This is a genomic window from Bradyrhizobium sp. (assembly GCF_016462955.1).
GTDB lineage: Bacteria > Pseudomonadota > Alphaproteobacteria > Rhizobiales > Xanthobacteraceae > Bradyrhizobium.
In genome coordinates this window covers 60,429-83,172 of record NZ_JAEMSD010000001.1, presented here as the reverse complement: position 1 = coordinate 83,172, position 22,744 = coordinate 60,429, and the positions used below count along the sequence as shown (strand labels likewise).

General features: G+C 63.5%; 15 protein-coding genes. 8 read left to right on the top strand and 7 right to left on the bottom strand.

What is annotated here, in order from left to right; all coding sequences use genetic code 11:
* The 3 genes from JHD07_RS00335 to JHD07_RS00325 all read right to left on the bottom strand — a co-directional run.
* On the bottom strand, positions 1-791 hold a 791-nt coding region (locus JHD07_RS00335; RefSeq protein ID WP_291617838.1), incomplete at its 3' end, for an aromatic ring-hydroxylating dioxygenase subunit alpha.
* 298 nt (positions 792-1,089) lie between these two features.
* A complete protein-coding gene (gene pgm, locus JHD07_RS00330; RefSeq protein ID WP_291617837.1) occupies positions 1,090-2,736 on the bottom strand; it encodes a phosphoglucomutase (alpha-D-glucose-1,6-bisphosphate-dependent) in 1,647 nt (548 codons plus the stop codon).
* 302 nt (positions 2,737-3,038) lie between these two features.
* Positions 3,039-3,926, bottom strand: a complete 888-nt coding sequence (locus JHD07_RS00325; RefSeq protein WP_291617836.1) for an aldose 1-epimerase family protein — start codon at positions 3,924-3,926, stop codon at positions 3,039-3,041.
* 178 nt (positions 3,927-4,104) lie between these two features.
* Between JHD07_RS00325 and JHD07_RS00320 the strand changes: the two genes are divergently transcribed.
* The 7 genes from JHD07_RS00320 to JHD07_RS00290 all read left to right on the top strand — a co-directional run bounded on the left by JHD07_RS00320 (position 4,105) and on the right by JHD07_RS00290 (position 16,387).
* Positions 4,105-5,208: a glycosyltransferase family 1 protein gene (locus JHD07_RS00320; protein ID WP_291617835.1), complete on the top strand. Its 1,104-nt coding sequence runs from the start codon at positions 4,105-4,107 to the stop codon at positions 5,206-5,208.
* 246 nt (positions 5,209-5,454) lie between these two features.
* The gene (locus JHD07_RS00315) at positions 5,455-6,594 is read left to right on the top strand and encodes a glycosyltransferase (protein WP_291617834.1); all 1,140 of its coding nucleotides are present in this window, start codon (positions 5,455-5,457) and stop codon (positions 6,592-6,594) included.
* Positions 6,594-7,934, top strand: coding sequence for a hypothetical protein (locus JHD07_RS00310; protein WP_291617833.1), 1,341 nt, complete (start codon positions 6,594-6,596; stop codon positions 7,932-7,934). Before JHD07_RS00315 ends, JHD07_RS00310 begins: the two co-directional genes overlap by 1 nt.
* Before the next feature lie 30 nt (positions 7,935-7,964).
* Complete coding sequence (locus tag JHD07_RS00305) at positions 7,965-9,233, top strand: glycosyltransferase family 4 protein (protein WP_291617832.1); 1,269 nt, start codon at positions 7,965-7,967, stop codon at positions 9,231-9,233.
* On the top strand, positions 9,230-10,621 hold the full coding sequence (locus JHD07_RS00300; RefSeq protein ID WP_291617831.1) for a hypothetical protein: 1,392 nt from the start codon (positions 9,230-9,232) through the stop codon (positions 10,619-10,621). Before JHD07_RS00305 ends, JHD07_RS00300 begins: the two co-directional genes overlap by 4 nt.
* A gap of 418 nt (positions 10,622-11,039) precedes the next feature.
* Positions 11,040-14,948, top strand: a complete 3,909-nt coding sequence (locus tag JHD07_RS00295) for an RHS repeat protein (protein ID WP_291617830.1) — start codon at positions 11,040-11,042, stop codon at positions 14,946-14,948.
* Positions 14,949-15,160: 212 nt separating this feature from the next.
* Positions 15,161-16,387, top strand: a complete 1,227-nt coding sequence (locus JHD07_RS00290) for an acyltransferase (RefSeq protein WP_291617829.1) — start codon at positions 15,161-15,163, stop codon at positions 16,385-16,387.
* On the opposite strand, the gene JHD07_RS00285 is transcribed toward JHD07_RS00290, so the two are convergent.
* Together JHD07_RS00285 and JHD07_RS00280 are read right to left on the bottom strand one after the other, a co-directional pair.
* On the bottom strand, positions 16,299-17,660 hold the full coding sequence (locus tag JHD07_RS00285; protein WP_291617828.1) for a polysaccharide pyruvyl transferase family protein: 1,362 nt from the start codon (positions 17,658-17,660) through the stop codon (positions 16,299-16,301). The genes JHD07_RS00290 and JHD07_RS00285 overlap by 89 nt on opposite strands.
* A 19-nt stretch (positions 17,661-17,679) precedes the next feature.
* Complete coding sequence (locus JHD07_RS00280) at positions 17,680-19,137, bottom strand: lipopolysaccharide biosynthesis protein (RefSeq protein ID WP_291617827.1); 1,458 nt, start codon at positions 19,135-19,137, stop codon at positions 17,680-17,682.
* Positions 19,138-19,417: 280 nt separating this feature from the next.
* Between JHD07_RS00280 and JHD07_RS00275 the strand changes: the two genes are divergently transcribed.
* Complete coding sequence (locus JHD07_RS00275) at positions 19,418-20,524, top strand: glycosyltransferase family 4 protein (RefSeq protein ID WP_291617826.1); 1,107 nt, start codon at positions 19,418-19,420, stop codon at positions 20,522-20,524.
* Between the two features lie 16 nt (positions 20,525-20,540).
* Here the strand turns inward: JHD07_RS00275 and JHD07_RS00270 are convergent, their stop codons facing one another.
* The gene (locus JHD07_RS00270) at positions 20,541-21,629 is read right to left on the bottom strand and encodes an acyltransferase (RefSeq protein WP_291617825.1); all 1,089 of its coding nucleotides are present in this window, start codon (positions 21,627-21,629) and stop codon (positions 20,541-20,543) included.
* Positions 21,626-22,735: an acyltransferase gene (locus JHD07_RS00265; protein WP_291617824.1), complete on the bottom strand. Its 1,110-nt coding sequence runs from the start codon at positions 22,733-22,735 to the stop codon at positions 21,626-21,628. Before JHD07_RS00265 ends, JHD07_RS00270 begins: the two co-directional genes overlap by 4 nt.
* Positions 22,736-22,744 lie beyond the last annotated feature (9 nt).

The following is a 22,744-nucleotide window of genomic DNA, read 5'->3' as shown; positions in this document are numbered from 1 at the left end:
GTCTTCTCGGTCTCCGGCGTGATGGTTTTGAGCACGAAGCCGTTGACGCCTTGCGAGCGGTCGCCTTCCGGTGCACCGGTGCCGGCCGGCGCGACGCCGACGTCGATCGCGATGGTGCAGGGGGCCTCGAAGCGGATGATCTGCCAGCGATCGACGAGGCCGGGCTTGCCGAGCTGCTTGGCCCAGAACGGCGGCGGCTCGATGCCGCGCATCCAGCGCGTCACCGTCACCGTCCTCTCGCCATGGGTCACGTCGAACGGCGCCTCCGCGACGGCGTCATTGCCGATGGAGGAGCCGTGCACGAAGGTCTCGTGCGTGAGGTCCATGAGATTGTCGAGCACGAGACGGTAGTCGCAGTTGACGTGGATGGTCTTGCCGTCACCGGCCCAGGCCGGATCGTGATTCCAGTGCAGGTCTGGCACCAGCGCGGGATCGGCGAGCGCGGGATCGCCCATCCAGAGCCAGACGTAACGGTGACGCTCGACCACGGGATAGGCGCGGACGCAGGCCGAGGGGTTGATGGTCTCCTGCGACGGCATGAAGGTGCAGCGGCCCTGCGCATTGTACTTGAGGCCGTGATAGCCGCAGACGACGGTATCGCCTTCGAGCCGGCCCTTGGACAGCGGCACCAGGCGATGCCAGCAGGCATCCTCCAGCGCGGCCACCGTGCCGTCCGCCTTGCGATACATCACGACATGCTTGCCGCAGATCGTCCGCGGCAGCAGCGCCGGCTTGACGTCCGCGTCCCACGCGGCGGCGTACCAGGCGTTCATGGGGAAGGGCTTTGTCATTGGTCTCGCTCCCACGGCTTATGTATGCGTTATGTATACAATAATTGAGGCACGGAAACGTTCAAGAGCAAAATAGCGTAACATAATACCTAATTCTGACTTCATGTATACAAAAAGACGCCTCTGTCGCCCGCGAAGGCGGACGATCCGGTACTCCGAAGCGGAAATTGTCTGAACGCATGATCGCCGCGGAGTACTGGATTCCCCGCCTTCGCGGGGAATGACAGCGGTGACTGCGGCCCGAGCGGAGGATGGGGCTAACATCCAGGGGACGGCAGGAGAGGCTTGCGCCCTGCAGCTAGGCCGCGAACACCTTCGCCAGCCCCGCCTGCGCTTCTTCCTGAATCTTCTTCAGATGCTCGGGGCTGCGGAAGCTTTCGGCGTAGATCTTGTAGACGTCTTCGGTGCCGGACGGCCTTGCGGCGAACCAGCCGAAATCGGTCTCGACCTTGATGCCGCCGAAGGGCTGGCCGTTGCCGGGGGCCTTGCTCAGCGTTGCGCTAACCGGATCGCCGGCGAGCTCCTTGAGGCCGAGCTGCTCGGGTGTGACCGACTTCAGGATGTTCTTCTGCGGCCCGGTCGCGGCGACGTCGATGCGCGCGTAATGGGGCATGCCGAACTCGGCGGTGAGCTCGCCGAAGAGCTGGCTGGGGTCGCGGCCGGTCTTGGCCATGATCTCGGCCGCGAGCAGGCCGAGGATGATCCCGTCCTTGTCGGTGGTCCACACCGTGCCGTCGCGGCGCAGGAACGAGGCCCCTGCACTCTCCTCGCCGCCGAAGCCGAAGCCGCCGGTGAGGAGCCCGTCGACGAACCATTTGAAGCCGACCGGCGTCTCGACCAGCTTGCGGCCGAGCTTTTTGGCGACGCGGTCGATGATCGAGCTCGACACCACGGTCTTGCCGATTGCGGCGTCCTTGTTCCAGTTCGGGCGGTGCGCGAACAGATAGGAGATCGCGGTCGCCAGATAATGGTTCGGGTTCATCAGGCCGCCGGTGCGCGTCACGATGCCGTGGCGATCGGCATCGGTATCGTTGGCAAAGGCGACGTCGAAACGGTCGTGCATCGCGATCAGGCTCGCCATCGCATAGGGCGAGGAGCAGTCCATCCGGATCTTGCCGTCCCAGTCCACCGTCATGAAGCGGAAGGTGGGGTCGATCGCCTCGTTCACCACTGTCGCCTTCAGGCCATAGCGCTCGATGATCGGATGCCAGTAATGCACAGCGGCGCCGCCGAGCGGATCGATGCCGATGTTGACGCCGGCGGATCTGACGAGATCGAGATCGACGACGTTGCCGAGGTCGGCAACGTAGGGCGTGACGAAGTCGTAAGGGTGCACGTTCGCGCCCTTGCGCGCCCTGGCATAGTCGATCCGCTTCACGTCCTCGAGGCCAGCCGCGAGATAGGCATTGGCGCGCTTCTCGACGATCCCGGTGACGTCGGTATCGGCCGGGCCGCCATGCGGCGGATTGTATTTGTAGCCGCCGTCCTCGGGGGGATTGTGCGAGGGCGTGATGACGACGCCATCGGCGAGGCCAGATGTCCGGCCCTTGTTGTAGGTGAGGATGGCGTGCGAGATGACGGGCGTCGGCGTGTAGCCGCCGTCCTTGTCGATCATGACCTCGACACCGTTGGCGGCGAACACCTCGACGGCGCTGACCAGTGCCGGCTCGGCCAGGGCGTGGGTGTCGATGCCGATGAAGAGCGGGCCGGTCAGGCCCTTTTCCTGTCTGTAGTCGCAGATCGCCTGCGTGGTTGCGAGGATGTGGCCTTCGTTGAAGGTGTTCTTGAACGAGGTGCCGCGATGGCCCGACGTGCCGAAGGCCACGCGCTGCGCTGGATCCGATGCATCGGGCTTGCCGGCGAAATAGGCCGTGACCAGCCGCGGAATGTTGGTGAGCGCGTCCGGCGCAGCCTGCTTGCCCGCCGCGGGATGAACATCAGCCACTGGAATATCCTCGTTCTGTCGCAACAGAGATAGCAGAGCACCATAGCATCGGCTCGGCCCCCGCCAAGGGCACAACACGCGCGAGGGGGAGGGCGTTCCTGGGATCATGCAAAGGTCGGGGGATCGGGGCTTTCGAGTCCGGACTTGAAGGCCTCTCACAGGTCTGGTCGTTCTGATGACCTGGCTTGCTATGGATGCGCGGACGGACGGACGAGCGGAAGCCAGCTTCGGAAGCTTCTTCTGCGCGGGTGGCGCCCGTCACCGGCTCACACCCATCGAGGTCTTGGACTGGCCGCCTGAAATCAGGACGAACCGACCTCGATGCGGAACGACAATTGCTCTTCCGCGCCGGCAGCGATGTGCATCAGGCCCGGCTTGTCGGTGAACTCGCCCTGGAAGCCGGCGGGACTGGCGTGGCCGCGCCAGGGCTCGATGCAGAGAAACGGTGCGCCCGACGGTTTCGACCAGACGCCGAGCTCGCGAAATCCGCGCCATGACATCTTCAGCCACGGCCCGGTCGATGCGCCGTGCCCGCGGGCATAGCGGACCGAACGGCTTTCGATGCGGTCGAAGATGATGGCGTCATCGACGAACAGGGATTCGGTCAAGGCAAGCGCGTCGCCTTCGACCGGACTTGGTTCTGCCGCCGGCCGCAGCAGCCCGGCATCGAGACGACGGACCGGAGACGGCTCCGCGCGCTCGAAAGTCAGCGCATAGTCCTGCTTTGCCGCGCCGGGCTGCAGCGGCCAGTTGAAGGCGGGATGGCCGCCGATCGAGGCCGGCAAAGTCTCCTTGCCGGTGTTGGCGATCGTGAACGTCAGGTCGAGACCTGATTCGTCGAGCGCATAGGCGGCCGTGAGGCGAAACGGGAACGGATAGAGCTCGCGTGTCGTCTCATTGTCATCGAGCACCAGGGTGCAGCGGCTCTCGCCGCGTTCTGCCCACGCAAAGCGGCTGTCGCGCGCAAAGCCGTGCTGGGTCATCCGATAGGTCTTGCCCCGGTGCCGCAATTCGTCATTGGCAAGGCGACCGACGATCGGAAACAGCAGCGGTGCGTGTCGCGGCCATTGCGGTCCCGCCTGCCAAAGGAATTCGACGCCGCCGTCCTTCAACGAGCACAGCTCGGCGCCGTGCGCCTTGACGGTTGCCGTGAGGGAGCCGCTGCGGAGAGCGTGGGTGTCGTCGGTCATGGCCGACCTCTACACCGCAGGCCCGCACACAGCAAGGCGAGGCGGGCCATGCAGGCGGCGCCACGGAGCCATGCCGGGCTGCGTCATATTTCCGTACCTTACGATTGCTCACTTGCCGTTCCTACACCGAGCTCCCGCGAATCCGGCAGGGACTCCCAACAGCCATCGTGGTAGCGAATTGAAGATCTTCATCAACGGCCGCTTTCTGTCGCAAAAGCTCACGGGCGTTCAGCGTTATGCCGCTGAAATGGTCAAGGCGATCGACGTGTTGCTGGCCTCGGAGCAGACCCCGGCCTCGCTGCGCCATGCAGATTGGCAGTTGCTGACGCCCTCGGATGCAAGCGAGAGACTCGAGCTCGATCGGATCAAGATTCGCGCGGTCGGCCGGTTGCATGGGCACGCGTGGGATCAGGTCGAGCTCGCGCGCGCCGCTGCCGGTGGCCGCTTGATCAGCCTGGCAAACTCCGGTCCGATCTTCCATCGCGACCACATCGTCGTCATTCACGACGCCCAAGTCTTTCGCAGGCCCGATTTCTTCAACTGGCGCTATCTGGCCGTTCATCGCACGATGGGACGGCTGCTCGCCCGACACGCCAGCATCGCGACGGTATCGGCATTTTCCCGCAGCGAGCTTGCCGAAGTGCTGAATCTGGCGGCATCGAGCATTGCGGTCTTCCCCAACAGCGCCGAACACTTTGCCGCCACCAAACCCGATCCCGGCATACTTGCCCGGCTTGGCGTTCGGCCGCGGAAGTTTTTCCTGTTCGTTGGCTCCAGAACCAAGAACAAGAATCTGTCCGTCGCAATCCGCGCCACCCAGCTGCTCGACCGGCCCGACGTTCCACTGGTGATCGTCGGAGGCGATAACAGCAAGGTGTTTCAGGACAATTCGGGCGAAGCGTCTGCCGGCCTGGTGCTTGCCGGCCGCCTGACCGACAGCGAGATCGCAGCATTGTATGCGCACGCCTCGGCATTCGTGTTTCCCTCGCTCTATGAAGGATTCGGCGTGCCGCCGCTGGAGGCCATGCTGTTCGGCTGTCCCGTCATCGCCTCGACAGCTGACGCCGTCGTGGAGACTTGTGGCGACGCTGCTGCGTATTTTCGCGCCAGCGATGCCGACGCTTTGAAGCAGCTCATGCTCGAAAGACTGGCAATCGGCCCGATCTCGGACCAGGAGCGCATGCGGCAGCAAGACCGCGTAGCATTTTATTCGTGGACGAAATCAGCGCAGGCACTGCTCGATCGTCTTGCAGCGCCAGTGAATATCGCCAGCGCTGCTTGAAATTCGGCGCAGTTCGCCTATCGCGCGCAACGGTTTTTGCACAAACACTTTGCAACTGGCGGCTCCGCGGCTGGTTCCGTTGGAGCGCTTCTTCTTGAGATCATCGCAAGCACGCACAGCTTGGCGCAACATCACCATATCGCTGCCCCAATGTCGCTATGTATTGGAGGAACTGTGGTTCGCACTAGCGAACACAGAACGAGGCTACACGATGTCCGGCTCTCCAACGCGCCTGCGAGGCAAACGATGAAAGTGCTGCACATCGCCGAGACGATCCGCGGCGGGATCGCCAGTTACCTGAATGAGCTGCATCCACAGCAGCAGGCAAGCTTCGGCGCCGACAATTTGCACTATGTCGTGCCTTCGGATCATCGCCGCGATCTCGGCGCGGTCGCGGACAATCAGATTACGACATTCGAGCGGTCCGGCCGCAGCGTCTCCGGGTTATTCCAGATGCTGCGCGCAAGCATGCAAGCCCTCGACGCCTTCCGGCCGGACGTGGTGCATCTGCATTCCTCCTTTGCGGGACTGGTGCTCCGTCCTGCACTGGCGGCCCGCTCGGGCGGCCCGCACGTGGTCTACTGCCCACACGGCTGGGCATTTTCACGCGAGACCGGTCGCCTCAGCCATCTGGTGACGAAGGCTGCGGAGAATCTTCTCGCGCGGACGTCGGACCGGATCATCTGCATTTCGGGTGACGAGTATAACGAAGCGATCCGCGCGGGGATTCGTGCCGATCGCCTCACCATCGTCCACAATGGCATCTCGAAGAGCCGCAACCCGCAGCCCGTCGCGGCGGAGTGGACGTCCAAAAAGGTCAAGGTCCTGTTCATCGGACGCCTGGACCGGCAGAAGGGCTTTGACCTGCTGATCGAAGCGGCCCGCTCGCTCGAGGACGTGCTGGACGTCCGCATGATCGGGGCCTCGGTCGTCAACAAGTACGAAGGCCCGACGGTCCCTTCCAACGTGGCGCTGCTGGGCTGGCTCGACCGCCCGGCCATCGAGACCCAGCTCGAGGCCGCAGACCTCGTCGTGATTCCGTCACGCTGGGAGGCTTTTGGCCTCGTTGCCCTGGAAGCCATGCGCGCAGCCAAGCCGATCCTGGCGTTCCGGAGCGGCGCGTTGCCCGAGATCGTCGTCGATGGCGTAACGGGCGTACTTTGCGAGCCCGTCGAGGTCCAGCCGCTCGTCGACGGCTTCCGGCGCGCTCTCGATCTAGATCTGAAGGTGCTCGGACAGCGAGGCTACGACCGCTTCAAGCAGCTGTATGACGTTCAGAAGACGCATGGACAATTGCAGCAGGTCTATGCCGATCTTCTCCAGGACGACCGGACGCCGGTCGAGGCGAAGGCGGGATTGCAATCGGATCTCTCCAAGAACTTCTGATGGCTCCGCCCCACCCCCGCTCCTCGATTCGCGACGCCGTCCGCATCGCGAGCCTCATCGCATCCTTTCTCCTGCCGGCCTCGGTCTGCGCACAACAGGCGCAACCGCTCGATGCCCGATTCCTGCTCGGGGTCGGCACCCATCAAGGGTTGGGCGGCCCGGTGAGCGCGCGCGGCTACGTGCCTGCGGAGAACGTCGGCCAGATCAAGCAACTCGGCTTCAATGCCTTTCGCGACGATTTTCCCTGGTCGGATTTTGAGACGGGTGAGCGCCGAATGGGCTTCACGCCCCGGCTCGGCAGGCTCGAAGCGCAGGTCAAGTCGGGCGTGGCGCGCCCGCTCCTGATCCTCGCCTTCGGCCACCATCTGGTGCCGAATTCCTCCCCGCCGACCAGCGACGAAGCGCGCCAGCGGTTCGCCGACTATGCGGCGGCGGCGGCGCAGTCCGTCGTGGCGCAGCATCCGCTGTTCGAACTCTGGAACGAGTGGAATCTGGCTGCGAAGAAAGATGCCGCCTTCTCGCCCGAGAACTATCTCGCGCTGGCGCAAGCCGTCCGACCGGTGGTCAAGCGGGTTGCGCCGAATGCGCCATTCCTGGTGGGCGCGCTCGGCGACGATCCGGGCTGGACATGGACGGAGAAGATGCTGCGGACCGGCATCCTGCAATATGCCGACGGCGCCTCGATCCATCTCTACAATTTCTGCATGGGCCCGAGCAAACGCACCTCGGCCGAGATCATCGACCGGCTGACCGCTTTCCGTCGCCTCGTGGGCCGGGCGAGCGGAAACCCCGACTTCCCGATCTATGTCACCGAGACCGGGTGGACCACGGCCACCGCCAACAAATGCGGCGTCAGCGAGCAGGCCCAGGCCGACAATACCGCGCAGCTGATCCTGTGGGCGTCGACGGCGACGCGCTGGCTCAAGGGAATGTGGCTCTACGAGCTGAAAGACAGCGGCAAGGATCCATCGGATTTGGAGCACAATTTCGGTCTCTATCGCTTCGACAATTCGCCGAAGCCCGTCGCTTGCGCAGCCCAGGGCGCCTGGGCCTTCATTCGCTCCAGCCTGAGCGCCGAGCGGCACGAACTCGCCAGCGGCGTCGTGTCGATCAATGCATCGACGGCGGCAGGCGGCAGAGTTGCAGTCTGGGCCGAGGCTCCGGAGCGACGCTACGAAGTCCGGCTCAAAGGCGATGCGCCAGGCGCAACCTTTGCAATGCCGTGCGATTCGGCCGCGAAGCCCGCGTCCGGAGCCTGGATCCCGGTATCGAGCACACCGGTTCTTATTGCTGCCAATGACGGTGCCATTCCCACCCTGGAGATACGTCCCGCGCGCTAGGCGCGATTTTGCAAGCCATGAGGTTACGCGATGAAAGTTCTTTTGACGTCCACGCTTTATCCGACGCCTCTGGCACCCAAGATCGTTGGGGGTGCAGAGGTCTTCGCAAGACGCTTCGCCGAAGGCCTGGTGCAACGTGGAGACGAGGTCGAGGTGGTCAGGGCCGCATCGTCCCCTGGGCAGGAGCGAGAAACCTGCAACGGCATCGACGTCCATTCAGCGCCGGTACGGAACATCTACCGGCCCTTCACGGAGCAGAAGAACGCCGCCTTGCGCAGCATCTGGCACGCCGTCGACGACTGGCAGATGCAGGCGCCCATGATCGCGGAGCGGATCAGGGCCTTCAAGCCGGACGTCCTGCACTCCAACAATCTGTCGGGCCTGACCACCGCGATCTGGCGCGTCGCCGCCCAGCTCGGCGTCCCGGTGCTGCATACGCTTCACGACTATTATCTAACCTGTCCACGCTGCTCCCGCTTCGACAAGGGACGGTCTTGCGAGCACACCTGCACGAGCTGCGGAATCCTGACCTTTCACCGCAAGCGGGCCACCCATTGGCTCAGCGCCGTGGTCGGCGTGAGCGAGCGCGTGCTATCGATTCACACCGACATGGGCCTATTCGCGGAGACACCGATCCGTACCGTGATCCGCAACGCCTCGACCGAACCGCCGCGTGAACCCTATCCTCGTGCGATCTGCACCACGGAGGTGACGTTCGGATTCATCGGCCGCCTCACCGAGGAAAAGGGCATCGACAATCTGATGCGGGCACTTGCCATGCTGCCCCGGGATCGCATCCGGATGCTGATCGCCGGTCGCGTGAGCGACGAGGAACAACGGCGCCTCAGGGCGCTCGCGCCGGATGCGCGTATCGAGTTCATGGGATTCGTGGTCCCGGACGATTTCTACAAGCAGGTCGACGTGGTGATTGCCCCGTCGATCTGGCACGACCCTGGTCCGCTCGTCGTCGCAGACGCCAAGGCGGCCGGCAGGCCGCTGCTGGGAACGCGCTTTGGCGGCATGCCCGAGGTCATCGAGCATGGCGTAACCGGCTGGCTGACCGACGCCGATCCACGATCGCTGGCCGACAGCATGCTCGCAGTCGCGTCGGATCCCGACAAGATCGACGAGATCAGCCGGCGCCTGATCGCCGATACCAACAAATGGATCTTTGCCGACGTGCTGTCATCCTACAAGACTCTGTACGAGCAGTTGCGCGAGCAGCGAATGTCCCGCGTGCGTGCAGCAACGACCGAAGCGCCCCGGACCGTCGGCAAGGAGCGCCTCATTCCGAGATGACACGCCTCTTCGCGATGGCGGGCTACGTCTATCAGAGCGCCGCGGCGATCGTCCTGATCTTCGCGATCAGCCATCTGCTGCCCGCCGCCGCCTACACCAATTTTTCGCTGGCGCTGGCCTCGAGCCAGCTGCTCTGCGTCCTGATGTTCGAATGGCTACAGCTCGCCGGACTGCGCTTTCTGGCGGCGGCCGGGGAGAACGAGGCAGCTCGGCTGAGGTGGTCGCTGTTTGCCGCAGGCCTGTCCAGTGCGGGCGCGCTCGTCGTGGTCGGCGGCTGCGCAGCTCTGGCCAGTCCGCTTCCCGCCGGGATCATCATCCTGGGCCTCGGCATCGCCGTGCTTCAAGGCTTGACCGATCTTTACTTCCTGTCGGTCCGCCTGTCAGACCGGCTGGGCGTCGCCTCCTCCCTTCTCGCGCTACGTGCCACCGCGCTTCTGACCGGCGCCGCGGCGGGGGGAGCGGTCTCGGCAACGGCCGAAGCTGCGCTGCTCGGGATTGCGGCCGGACACATGCTGGGGCTCGCCGCCGGCCTCGTTGCTTACCGCACGCCGCTGCAACGCGCTTCCTTGCAGACGATGCTCGCCGACTGGAAGACTTTCGCTCGCTACGGCATGCTCGCTGCGGGCGCATCCGTCATCCATCTGTCGGTGCCGGTGCTGCTCCGGATCATCATCATCGGCCGGCTGGGCGCGACCGGAGCAGGTGCGGGATTCTCGATCGCGCTCGACTTGCTGCAACGGCCGTTCTGGGTCCTCAATGCGGCGATCCACACCGTGAGCTATCCCGATGTGGTCAAGGATTTCGAACACGGCACCGTCATGAAGTCGGTTCAATCGGCCCGGCGTATGTTCGAATTCATGATCTGCACGACCCTCGTGCTGCTCGGCGGACTGGTCGGCTTCATTCCGGACGCAGCACGCATTCTGGTGCCGCGCGAGAGCCTTGACGGCTTCCTGGCGACTGCGCCGTCGGTGGCCGTCTTCTACTTCCTGCATACGCATCTCCAGGCGACCGTCGCGGTCGTACCGCACCTGGAGAAGCTCGCCACCAGGCTCGTGGCCGTCGCGGCCGGCCAGCTCGCGATCGTCTCGGCCGTCGCGCTTGCCGCGGCGTGGGCCGGCCTGTCACCGCGACAGGCGGTCGGCTGCGCCTCGCTCGCCACGCTGGCGACAATCCTGGCCGCACTCGGTCCAACCCTGCGATTCCAGGCATTCCCGCGCTGGGCCTTGGTCATGCAGGCGCTGGCGGCCGCAATCGTGATCGGATCACTCGGCGCGACGCCGACCGAACCGGCGGCATGGCTCGCCGGCAAGATCGTGATTGCCGCGATCGCAACCGCGATCATAGGTTGGCGCGGAGACTTCCTGATGCTGGCCCGCCGCGGCTAGCTAGCACGCCGCCCCGCCCTACACGGTCGCGCCGACTTGCCGATTCGGTTCCTGTGCGGAACTGGGAGCCTCTTTCGTGAAAATTCTCCTACAACCCACGCGATAGAATCTATCAAGCTACCCGCCCACCAAAACGGCAGACTGCCGGCCCGCTGTGCAATCCAACTGATCGCGCGAGGCGTGCGCGCATAATCAGCAGTGCCAAATCGCGAAAATCGCGAAAGCGCCTTCCTGACGCCATGCTGCACCGGCATCGCATCAGCATTCTGCTGCTGTTCGAGTCGAACCGTTCCTCCGGAAGGAACCGCGTTTCGCTCGCGATTTGTCGCTTCGTTTTTATCTGAAATTCACACTCGACATAGAAGGTTGACCGCAAATCCTGCGAGCAATTTTGCTCGCGCTGAAATTCGAGTGTGCAATGCCTGATCAAACCATCCTCTCCGCCAGCGGCTTCATCAACTCCATCGGCGTCAACACGCATGCCGGTTTCGGATGGACCGGCTACAACAATCTCGCGCTGATGGTCGAGGATCTGAAATATCTCGGCGTGACCCACCTCCGCGATGCGATGGGAACAAGCCCCGCCGCCCAACCGGTGGTCGAGGGCCTCGCCGCTGCCGGCTATAAGTTCGACTTCCTGGTGTCATCTGCGCTGCCCCAGACGGGCACGGTCGGGCTGCAGAAATACATCGCCTCGCTCGAAAAGTTTGCAACCAGTTATGCTGGCAGCATCAGCGCGATCGAAGGTCTCAACGAGGCCAATCACCAGCCCTTCAGCTACAATGGCAGCTCCAGCCTCTCGGCCGCGGCCCAGTTCCAGAGCGCGCTCTATCAGGCCGTCAATGCCAATGCCACGCTCGGCAGCATCCCCGTGTACAACCTGTCGCTGGCCTACAACGATCCGCAAGGCTACAGCGAGCTCGGCAACATGTCGGGCTCGGTCGACTATGCCAACGCCCACGCCTATGTCAGCACCAGCCTGACCACCGGCAGCTCCATCTCGGCGACGCTCAGCGCCGTCATGACCGCGGCACCGGGAAAGCCCGTTGTCATCACCGAGACCGGCTACACCACGCAGACCAACACCCAATATCTCGGCGTCAACGAGACGGTGCAGGCCAAGTCGATCCTGAACACGCTGGTCGATGCCTACAAGGCCGGCGTCAGCATGACCTATCTCTACGAGCTGTTCGACCGCGACTCCTCGGCTGCCAACACCAACCCCGAAGCCAACTTCGGGCTGTTCAATTCCGACGGCACGCCGAAGCTCGCCGCGACGGCGATTCACAATCTGACGACGGTTCTGGCCGACGACGGCAAAGGCGGCCTGCAGCCGACCGATCCATTGAACTACACGCTGAGCAACATGCCGGCCTCGGGCAACAGCATGGTGCTCGGCAAGAGCAATGGCGCCTATGAGCTCGTCGTCTGGGCGGAGCCGAAGCTCTGGAACGACGCCACCGATACCGAACTGTCCAATCCGACCCAGACGGTCACGGTGAACCTCGGCGCCGTCCATCACACGGTGAAGGTGTACGACACGCTGACGGGAGCGACCGCGATCGCCAGCTATACCGACGTCAGCACCATCACCATTCCGCTCAGCGATCACCCCGTGATCATCGAGATCGACGCCCCGCCGGCCACGCCGACGCCGCCCGACACCCGAACCAGCATCACCGGAACCGCAGCCGAGATCGTGCCGCAGCTGTCCGACCTCAGCGACTCCACGGCGCTGCAGAGCATCACGCTGACCGGTTCGCACGTTCTCCCGGTCGCCTCGAAGGCGACGATGGACTACGTCATCGCCCATTACGGCAGCGCGCTGTCCAAGATCCAGGGCGGATACTCGTTCTCGGTGACGAATACGGCCGCGACCTGGAGCAACACCAAGACCTATGATTCGAGCGGAAAGCTGCTCTCAAAGTCCGACACCGGCCTGAATGCGAGCGGGCAGCCGACCTCGACCACCGTGACCTACACCGACGGCTCAAAGGACCTGATCAGCTACACTTCGGGCGTGCAGACGAAGCTCGTCCACATCGCCACCGACGGAACCAGGACCACCGACAGCTACAACACGGCCGGAACACTTCTGAGCGAGGTCGTCCAGAAGTCCGACGGCTACTACTCCACCACGCTCTATACGAACGGGGTGAAGACGGCCGCCTACGTCAAGAACGCCGACGGTTCCCAGGACAACTATACCTACAACGTCACGGGGAAGAGCTTCACCACCCAGGTGCAGCATCTCGATGCCTCGGGGAAGGTCACGTCGGTCACCCGCAGCCATGCCGACGGCTCGCTGGATTCGACCCAAGTCTACAACGGCGACGGCAGCAGCGTGATCACCACGTACAGCGCCACCGGGGTCAAGCTGGTGGAGACCAGCTATCATGCCGACAAAAGCAAGGACGTCTGGACTTACAACATCAAGGGCCAGAACTACACGACCGAGCACTACGACTACGACGCGACCGGCTTCATCACCAGCCTGACGCGGCTGCACGGCGACGGCACTCTCGCCTTCAAGCTGGTCCAGACCAAGGACGGCACCAAGACGACCGATTGGTACAATGCCGCCGGCACCCTCACCAGCGAAGTGGTGGAGACGGCAAACGGCACCACCTCGACGACGACCTACAGCAACGGCGTCAAGACCAACACCTATGTCAAATATGCCGACGGCAGCCAGGACAATTACGCCTTCGGCATCACCGGCAAGAGCTACACCACGCAGATCCAGCACGTCGATCCGTCCGGCAAGATCACGGCCGTGACCCGCAAGCACGCCGACGGCACGCTCGACTATACCCAAATCATCAATTCCGATGGCAGCAGCGTCTTCACCACCTACGATGCCGCTGGAACGCGGATCAAGGAGGCCAACGTCCACGCCGACGGCAGCAAGGACGTGTTCCTCTTCAACATCACCGGCCAGAACTACACGACCGAGCACGACGTCTATGACGCGAGCGGGTTCCTCACCACGCTGATCCGCAAGCACGCCGACGGCAGCATGGCGTTCAAGCTGGTGCAAAGCAAGGACGGGACCAAGGCCACGGACTGGTACGACGCCAAGGGCGTGCTCATCAGCGAGGTGTTGGAGAAGGCGAGCGGGTACAGCTCGACCACGGTTTACACCAACGGCGTGAAGACTGCGGCCTACATCACCAATGCCGACCAGAGCCACGATAATTACAGCTACAACATCACCGGCCAGACCTACACCACGCAGTATCAGCACCTCGACCCGACCGGCAAGACGACGCAGGTGACCCGCTGGCACGCCGACGGCTCGCTCGACTACACCCAGGTCGTCAACGATGATGGCAGCAGCGTCGTCACCAGCTACGATGCGGCCGGCGTCAAGAAGATGCAGACCGACTACCACGCCGACGGCTCGAAGGACGTCTTCCAGTTCAACATCGTCGGGCAGACCTACACGAGCGAGCACGACACCTACGATGCGACGGGCTTCCTTACCCATATCGTGCGAACCCACGCCGACGACAGCCTGGCCTTCACGCTGGTGCAGAGTGCCGACGGCACCAAGACGTCGGAGTGGTACGACGCCAAAGGCGTCATCACCAGCGAGGTGACCACCAAGAGCGATGGTTACAGCTCCACCACCGCCTACACCGGCGGCGTGAAGACCGCCGCCTATATCAAGAATGCCGACGGCAGCCAGGACAATTGGAACTACAACGTCACCGGGCAATCCTACACCACCCAGCACCAGCACCTTGATGCGTCGGGCAAGCTGGTCGAGCTCACCCGGACCCACGCCGACGGCACGCTGGACTATACCCAGGTGATCCACGACGACGGCAGCAAGCTGACGGACATCTACAACAGCGCCGGCGTGAAGACCCAGGAGATCGCCAACAACGTCGACGGATCGAAGGACGTGTTCCTGTTCAACTTCAACGGACAGGCCGGCACGACCCAGCACGAGAACTACAACAGCGCCAACGCGCTGCAGTTCTTCGATCAGACCAGAACCGACGGTACCCACAACGTCACGGCGGTTGCTGCCGGCGTCACGATCCAGGGCGGGGCCGGCAATGACGTGTTCTCCGCCGCGCCGAGCTCGACGACGATCGCCTACGATCACGGGCAGGACCAGATCCTCAACTTCCAGGCCGGCAACGGCGCCAGCCACGACGTGATCCAGATTTCGAAGCTGCTGGCCGCCGACTACAGCCATCTGCAGATGACGCAGTCCGGCACGAACGCGCTCATCACGTTCTCGGAGACCGATTCGATCCTGATCAAGAACGTCTATGTCTCGAGCCTGACGAGCCACGATTTCGTGTTCGTCTGAACATGCGAATCCGTCCGAAAGGGCGCCGACATCGCTGAGGGGCCGGGACCATGTTCCGGCCCCTGTTCGTTTGTCAGGCGTCTGCCTCATCGATGAGCAGAGCGCTGCCGCCATCGGCAATCGGATGGGCCGCATCAGCCGGCGCGCTTGCGAACTTGCGTCACAATTGATGTCTAAGAGGGTGATGAACCGCGCAAGGACTCCGAGGCCCGATGGAAGCCAGTGAAGCAAGACGTTTCGTCGTCCTCGACTTTTATCGCTTCGTTGCCGCCCTCGGCGTCTTCATCTTCCACCTGAAGCTGGTCGACACCGGTATTTCGCCGGCCTGGAACGGGTCCTTCGGCCTGTTCGTGGACATGTTCTTCATCCTGTCCGGCTTCGTGATCTCCTACTCCTATCCGTCCGACGTCCGCGGCCTGCGCGGCTACTCGCGCTTCATGATCCGACGCATCGCGCGAATCTACCCGCTGCACGTGCTGAGCCTGCTCATCTTCGTGGTGCTGATCGGCGTCGGCCTGGAGCGCACGGCGCGGTCGACCTCGCTGGACTTCCTCTACAATCTCCTGCTGGTCCAGGCCTGGGGCGTCACCGATCATCTCAGCTTCAACTCGCCGTCCTGGTCGATCAGCGCGGAATTCTTCTGCTATCTGATCTTTCCGCTGCTGATGCTGCTGGCCCGCAAGGTGCAGCCGATCGTGCTCGGCGCCATCGTGGCGGCGTTCTATCTGGTCCTTGCCCACGGCCATCTGCCGATCTGGCAGGACCGATCGCAGATGTACGGCGCCAACTACGACTACGGCATGCTTCGCGCGTTGCCGAGCTTCCTGAACGGCATCCTGCTCGCCATTCTGTTCCGGATGTCGGGCCCCTACCGGCGCAAGCCGGTGCTGTTCGCCGGGATCGGCGTGTTCGGCCTCTGCGTCGTCGTCCTCAACGTCTTCGCCAAGCCGGACCTCGCCATCCTGCTGTTCTCCTGCGCCATCCTGCTCACGGCGGTCGGCGAAAGCGCCTTCAAGGAGATTCCGGGCGCACGCCTGCTCGGGCGACTCGGCAATACCTCATACGCGATCTACATGCTGCACGACGCACTTCTCATCGCGGTTTTCAAGCCGCTATGGACCGGGCTCCAGTTGCGGCCGGATCAATTTGGCCTGTTCGCGCTGGCATGCAGCGCGGTCCTCACCGTCGTGGCGGATCGCACCTACGCCTATTTCGAGAATCCCGCGCGTCGCCTCATCAATAGTTGGGCCGACATCGGCGTCGAGTCCCCGCGTCGCGGCCGAACCCGCCATACGCTTCGACAACACCGAGCGCGCGGTCAACTGACGCGCTCGCGGGCGCAAGGAGGCGTCAGGCCACCTTGCCGCCGGCCTTCGGCGCCATTCGGATTCCGGTATCGCCCAGCAGCGGGGCAATGTTGGCGCGGGACAGGTCCATGACCCCCGGCAGGGCTTGGCGCACCTGGTCCCCGGCTGCTTCATGCGTTTCGAGGAAGTGCAGCAGGAATTTCTCGAAGCTGTCGCCGACGAGGAACTGGGCTGGCGCGAGCAACAGCTGCTCGCTGATGCCGAAATGGGCGAACAGGCCCTGGAACTTGTCCTGATAGGTGATCGCCGCCACCGGCGTTCCCTGTCCGAGCGCGGCAATCGCCAGATGCATGCGCCCCGTGATCACGCCGTCGACCAGTCCTACGACGGCCTTGATCTCGCCGGCCGACAGGGTCTGCTCGACGTGATATACGCGCTCGCCGAGCACGGCCTTCAGGCGCTCGGCCAGCGGCCGGAGGCAGTTGTCGTCGGCGATCTCGGGACGGTAGTCATGCGCAAGCAGCAACCAGCTTGCATCGTGCTCACGCGACAGACGCTCCATGGCCGCCGCCGCAAGCTCGATCATCTTCCGCAGCTTCGCTGGCTCCGGCTTCTTGAACAGCATCGGGTGGATGTTGAAGACGAAGACTTTGCGGCCTTGCTCGCTCTGCCGTGCGATCGTGGCCGCGATCTGCTTCACCGCCGCCGTGTCGGCGCGCGGCGTCAGCATGAACGCGGCGTCGGCGACGAGATGGGCGCGCCTGCGGGCGAATTCGTCGAAACGCCGAAGCGATATCGCATCGCGCAGATTGAGGACCACGCCCGGATCGAGCAGCCGGAATACTTCGCGCAGCGCCTTGGCGGGACGAGAGTTGAAACTGAAGCCGAGCACGCTGACCTTGGCACCGAACGCCGCCATCAGGTCGGCGACCAGCAGCATGCGCGCGGCATCCACCGGAGAATAATAGCCGTCGAGCACGTCGGCCCCCAGCACCACGGCGAAGTCCGGACGGGTGATCGAGAGCTCCTGCGCGACCGCCTGATAGGAAAACGGCTGTTTCCAGATCTCGAGCGGCTTGAAACCCATCGCGCGCACGTCCGCGCTCGCGGCGCCGGTGGCGGTGACGACGTAAGTCTCGACGTCGGGATGCATCCGCCTGATCTCGCCGACGGCGGCTTCGATCATCGCCTCGTCGCCGCGCGACTGATGAACGCTCCAGGGATCGGAAGGAAGCACCACGAGCCGGCGCGGCTCGTTACGCGGCGCGGCGCTGACGCCGACATCCTTCCGGGCGATCTGCCATCTGCGCAACTCGAGGAGATCGACCGCCAGCGGCGTACCCTTCGCGCTGTTGAGCCAGCCTTTGAGGTGCCTGCGCACGGGTACGGGAATCAGTTGCTTCACGTCGTTCTCCTCGTCTCGCTCAGGCGGTCGCACCGCGCTTCACGACGAAATCGATCAGCGAGAACAATTGCTTCCGCCAGAGCAGCAGAATGCATATCAGATAGGTTGCGCCGAAACATGACGACAGCAGTCCCATCCGCAAATAGGGATTCATGTCCGGCGTCGCATGGCGGCACAGCACGACCGCGCCGTACGCCAGAACGATGGCGCAAAGACAGCCCGCGATCGGACGCAGAAACTGGCTCCAGCTGAGGCCGAGCAGCCGGAGCGCCAGCGCGAACGTCACGGGCGTCACCACGAGCTGCGCGAACGCGAAAATCGTCGCCAACTGGCCGATGTCGCGCGAGGGAAGCAGGAACATCGCGGGCACGACCGCGCAGAATTTGAGGATGTTCAGCCCGAAGACGTAGTTCGGCTTGCCCAGCGCGCCGAAATAGGCGCTGTTGACGAACTGCACCGTCTGGATCGCCCCGACCAGCATCAGGGGTCTCATCACCGCTTCGCTGCCGGCCCATTTCGCGCCGAACAGCAGCAGTGAAAGCTCCGGCGCGATCGCCGCAAGCAGCACGAAGACGGGAGATCCGACCAGCGCTCCGAGACTGACGCTGCGCAGGTAGGCGCCGGCGATCCGGTCGCGCTCGTGCGCGATCCTGGACAGCGCGCTCAAGGCGACGTCCATCACCGCCTGGGTGAGCAGCTGCATCAGGATGATGTAGACCCGGGCCCCGACCGTGTAGATGCCGAGGGCCGCGACGCCGTAGAGCGACAGGATGATCATGTCGATGGTGCGAACGATGGCGAAATCCAGCAGCCGGTTCGATACGACATGGACGCTATAGCCGGAGAGCGCGCGAAAGCTCCTGGTATCGTAGGCACGCATCGGCAGCCATCGCGGCTGGCTCCAGAGCCACAAGCCGCTGATCGCGCTCTGGACGACCACCTGGATGACGAGGCTGAGAGCGCCGAAACCGGCATAGGCACAGGCAATGCCCACGACGCCGGAGATGGCTGTTGCCACCATGGTCCTGACCGCGAGCACGCGAAAGTCCATCTGGCGCTTGTAGAGCGCTTCCTGAAACAGGGTCGCCGTGCCGATCGGAAGAGCGAGGCTCGCCGCCGTCAACAGCGGCGCAAGCCCTTTCACGCCGAGCCAATGCTCGATATCCGTCGCCAGGAAAACAATCAGCACCGCAAGAATCGCCGACGCCGCAAGGGAGCAGAAGAAGGGCAGCGTCACATCGGCTGGCTCGAGCGTGCGTCGCTGGACCAACGCCTCACCGAAGCCGAATTCGGCGACGGAGCTCAGGAGCAGCAGGATGAAGGCGACCAGCGCGGCAAGGCCGAAATCCGTGGGATCGAGCAGCCGGGCCAGCACCAGGAACAGGACGAACGACAGCGCCCGGCCGCCCCAATTCTGTGCAAGTGACCAGAACAAGGCAATCACGACCTGATGTTGTTTGCCCTGCGTTGCGTTCATCAACAATTCGACCCAATTCCGACAGATCCAACCACAATCGCAGACTAGACGTGGCGTCCGATGCTGCCGCAACGTCAGCATCTCCGATCACGCGGAGTGCTGATTGCGCGCAACACTACGACCTAGTGATGGCAATCAGATGTGTGCCGTCACGATTCCGCTTTAGAGTGGAAGTGAGTTCAAATCGTGGACTACACTCCGATCACCCTTTGCAAAGTGATGCAAAATGGATACCTTGACGAATTCGCCCGCCCCGCCTTCTCTCCGTAGCTCCAGGCGGTTGCGCGTAGCTATCTATGCACCGCATTTTGCGGAATACTCCTATCGGCTTGCAGCGGGATTGGCGCGGCATTGCGACGTCCGCCTCGTGCTCAACCGCAAGGACGCCAACCAGCAGTGGAAACTGGCCGATATCGCCGTGACGGCGCCGTTCGAGACACGGATCCGCAATATGAGCTTGCGCCGTGGCGGCGGCCTGCTCGGCATTCCCGCGTCTTTCCTCGACATAATATCGTTTCGTCCGGACGTGATTCATTGTCACGAAGTTCCAGAAATCTACACGTCACAGTTGATCCAGCTCCTCCGTCCACTCGGCATTCCCCTGGTGCTCACCGTCCACGACGCAATCCCGCATTCGGAAGGCGGCTCCGGAACTTCGCCGCGCGAAGATGCCTGGCGCGGGCGCATGCGCGCGGCCGCATCGGTGGTGACCACGCATGGCGAAAGCTGCATCGCCGATTTTCGTCGCGCCTCGCCCGACTTCAAGGGCGAGACCATCCCCAGCATGCACGGCGTGCTCATGGTTCCGCCGGCCGGAGGTGCGATCACCGAGCCCGACCCCGGACGCATTCTGTTCTTTGGACGGATGTGGGCTTACAAGGGCCTGGATGTCTTCATCGATGCGATCGACATGCTGGCCCAGCGCGGTGTGGCGCATGAAGCGATCGTTGCCGGTCGCGGCCCCGAAATGACACGGCTCGGCGCGCGGATGCAAGCGATGCCGACGGTCAAGACCATCAACGCCTACATTTCGCCAGCCGATACGGGACGGCTGTTTCAATCCGCCTCAGTGGTCGCCTTGCCCTACAAGGATGCGACTCAGAGCGGCGTGCTGGCGTCGGCCTACGGCAACTCCCGGCCCGTCGTTGCCAGCGCCACCGGCGGCATTCCCGACGTCGTGACGGACGGCGTCAACGGGCTGTTGGTCCCTCCCGGCGACGCCACTGCGCTTGCCGACGCACTCGAGCGCGTGCTGACCTCGAAACCGCTGGCCGCCACATTGACCGAGGGCGCACGGCAAACCGCGGCCGGGCTCCTGAACTGGGACCGCATTGCCGAAGGGCTGCTCGGATCCTATCACAGGCTTGCAGGCCGCACCGTGAGCTGACCGCGGCCGACGGCTCTCAAGCGGATTGCTCGACCCGCGGCCGGAAGAACAGGCCGCGGATCGCGCCGTCCAGCAGGCGCCTCAGCCTGACCTCGATCAGCTCATAGCTGATCGCGCTGGCAACCAACGACAGCACGAGCCCGAGCCCGATGAATGCGCTCCACAGCAGCCAGCGATCGACGCCGGCAGCAACCAGCTTCAGGCCGATCATTTGCAATGGGAAGAGCACGAAAGGGTGCACGAGATAAAGGCTGTAGCTGATCTTGCCGATGTACTGGAGCGCCGGCGCACTGAGAGCCTTGCCGAGGCCTGATTCCGGGGCAAGCACCATGGCGAACAGCAAAAATCCGGGAATGAGTCCCACGAACGGGTGAAACAGCACCAGGCTCGCATAGAGGGCGGCCCCGCAGACGAGACCGGCGAGCAGCCCGAGCCGCCCCGGGATGGAAATGCGAAATCCGGTCGCGCTGAACAGCATGCCGATGCAGAAGAACGCGGTGATCGGCCAGCGCATCAGGCAGGCAAGACCCAGCAAGATCAGGGGCGCCGCCAGCAGCTTGCCTCCGCCGCGCCACAGTACAAACGTCAGGGCGAACCAGATGTAGAACGCCCACTCATAGGTCAACGTCCAGGCGTTCTGCTGGGCGATCGGCAAGCCGAGCGCGTCCTGCACGAAGAACAGATTGGCTGCAAAGATGGAAAGATAGCTGGTCAGATCGATCCCGCGGAAGAACTTGTAGGCGACGATCGGACCGATCGCGAACAGCGCAAGATGCAGGAGGACGAACACCGGCATGATGCGCAGGACGCGGTCGTAGAAGAATCGCGACAGCGATCCGTGCCGCACCAGGCTCGCCGGGATCAGGAAGCCGCTGATCATGAAGAACAGCTCGACGCCATGCCCGCCGACATTGATCACCGACTGCAGCCAGGGCCAGAGCGGCGGCAGGAACCCGGGATTCGGAATGTCGTACATGCCGGCCTTCGGCATGTCGTAGAAATGATCCATCAGCACGCTCAGCGCCGCGATGGCGCGAAGGCCCTGGACCGACGGAAGGAATGATCCGTCATAGGCGGCGCCCGGCTGGTCGGGTGTCTTGATCACTCCGCGGCACCCTGGGTGCCGAGGGCCGGCTCGAGGATGACGGGCTTTCTTCGAGCCGAGCGGAATTTTTGCCCGAAGGAAATGCTGGGCTTCTCGATGAACGCGAATGTCATCCAACTGACGAGGATCGACAACGCCAGGATCAGGACCAGGAAGATCGACCATCCCAGCGGCCCGTCGCCGAACCAGAACAGGCGGTGGACGAAAACGATCACGAACGGGGACATCAGGTAGACCGAATAGCTGATCACGCCGACGAATGCCATCGGGCGCCAGGCCAATCTCTCGCCGAACACGGCAAAGCCGATAAAGACCAGCGCCGCGCAGACATAGGCGGACCCGATCGAATAACTGTAGAAGAAGTTCTCGTGATACACCCCGCCGAACCTCCGCTCGGACAGGGTGACGGCGAAGATCGTGTACAGAAGCGTGCAGACGGCCACATGGCTCCATCGCAGCTTTCCGCCGATGACGGTGTCGCGGATGATCTTGCCCAGGAACATGGCTGACAGGTTCAATCCGACCTCCATCACCGAGGAGACCATCCTGCTCTCGACGAAGAGCGCAGCGGTGGTTCCGACCAGAGCAGCGGCGACGACGATGGACACCGCGGTGAAGCGCTGGTTCAACAGTCCCATGGCGAAGAGAATGGTGCACCCGACATAGAACAGCAGCTCGATCGCCAGCGTCCAGTAGAACACCCAGAGGTTCGGGACATTCACGAAGGTCTGCAACATCGTCACGTTGGCGGCGATCTGCCCCAGCGGATAGATCTTCGAGTCCAGAAGCTGCATCGTCAGCAGCCCCACCACGAGCGAGGTCCAGTAGGCCGGATAGAGCCGGAAGAAGCGGCTGACGGTGAAATCCCGCACGGGCGTGGTGCTGTCGGGGAAGCTGAACGGGATGACGAAGCCGCTGACGAAGAAGAACAACACCACGCCGAAGCGGCCGAAGTTCATGTAGTAGCCGAACACGTCATGGATCGGCCAGTAATAGGCGCCCGTCGGATGCTTCTCGACGATCACCTCGAAGACGTGCTGGACCAGGACCGCCAGCACGGCAATGCCGCGCAGCGTGTCGATGAATGCGAGCCGCTTATGCATCATCCGTTCTGT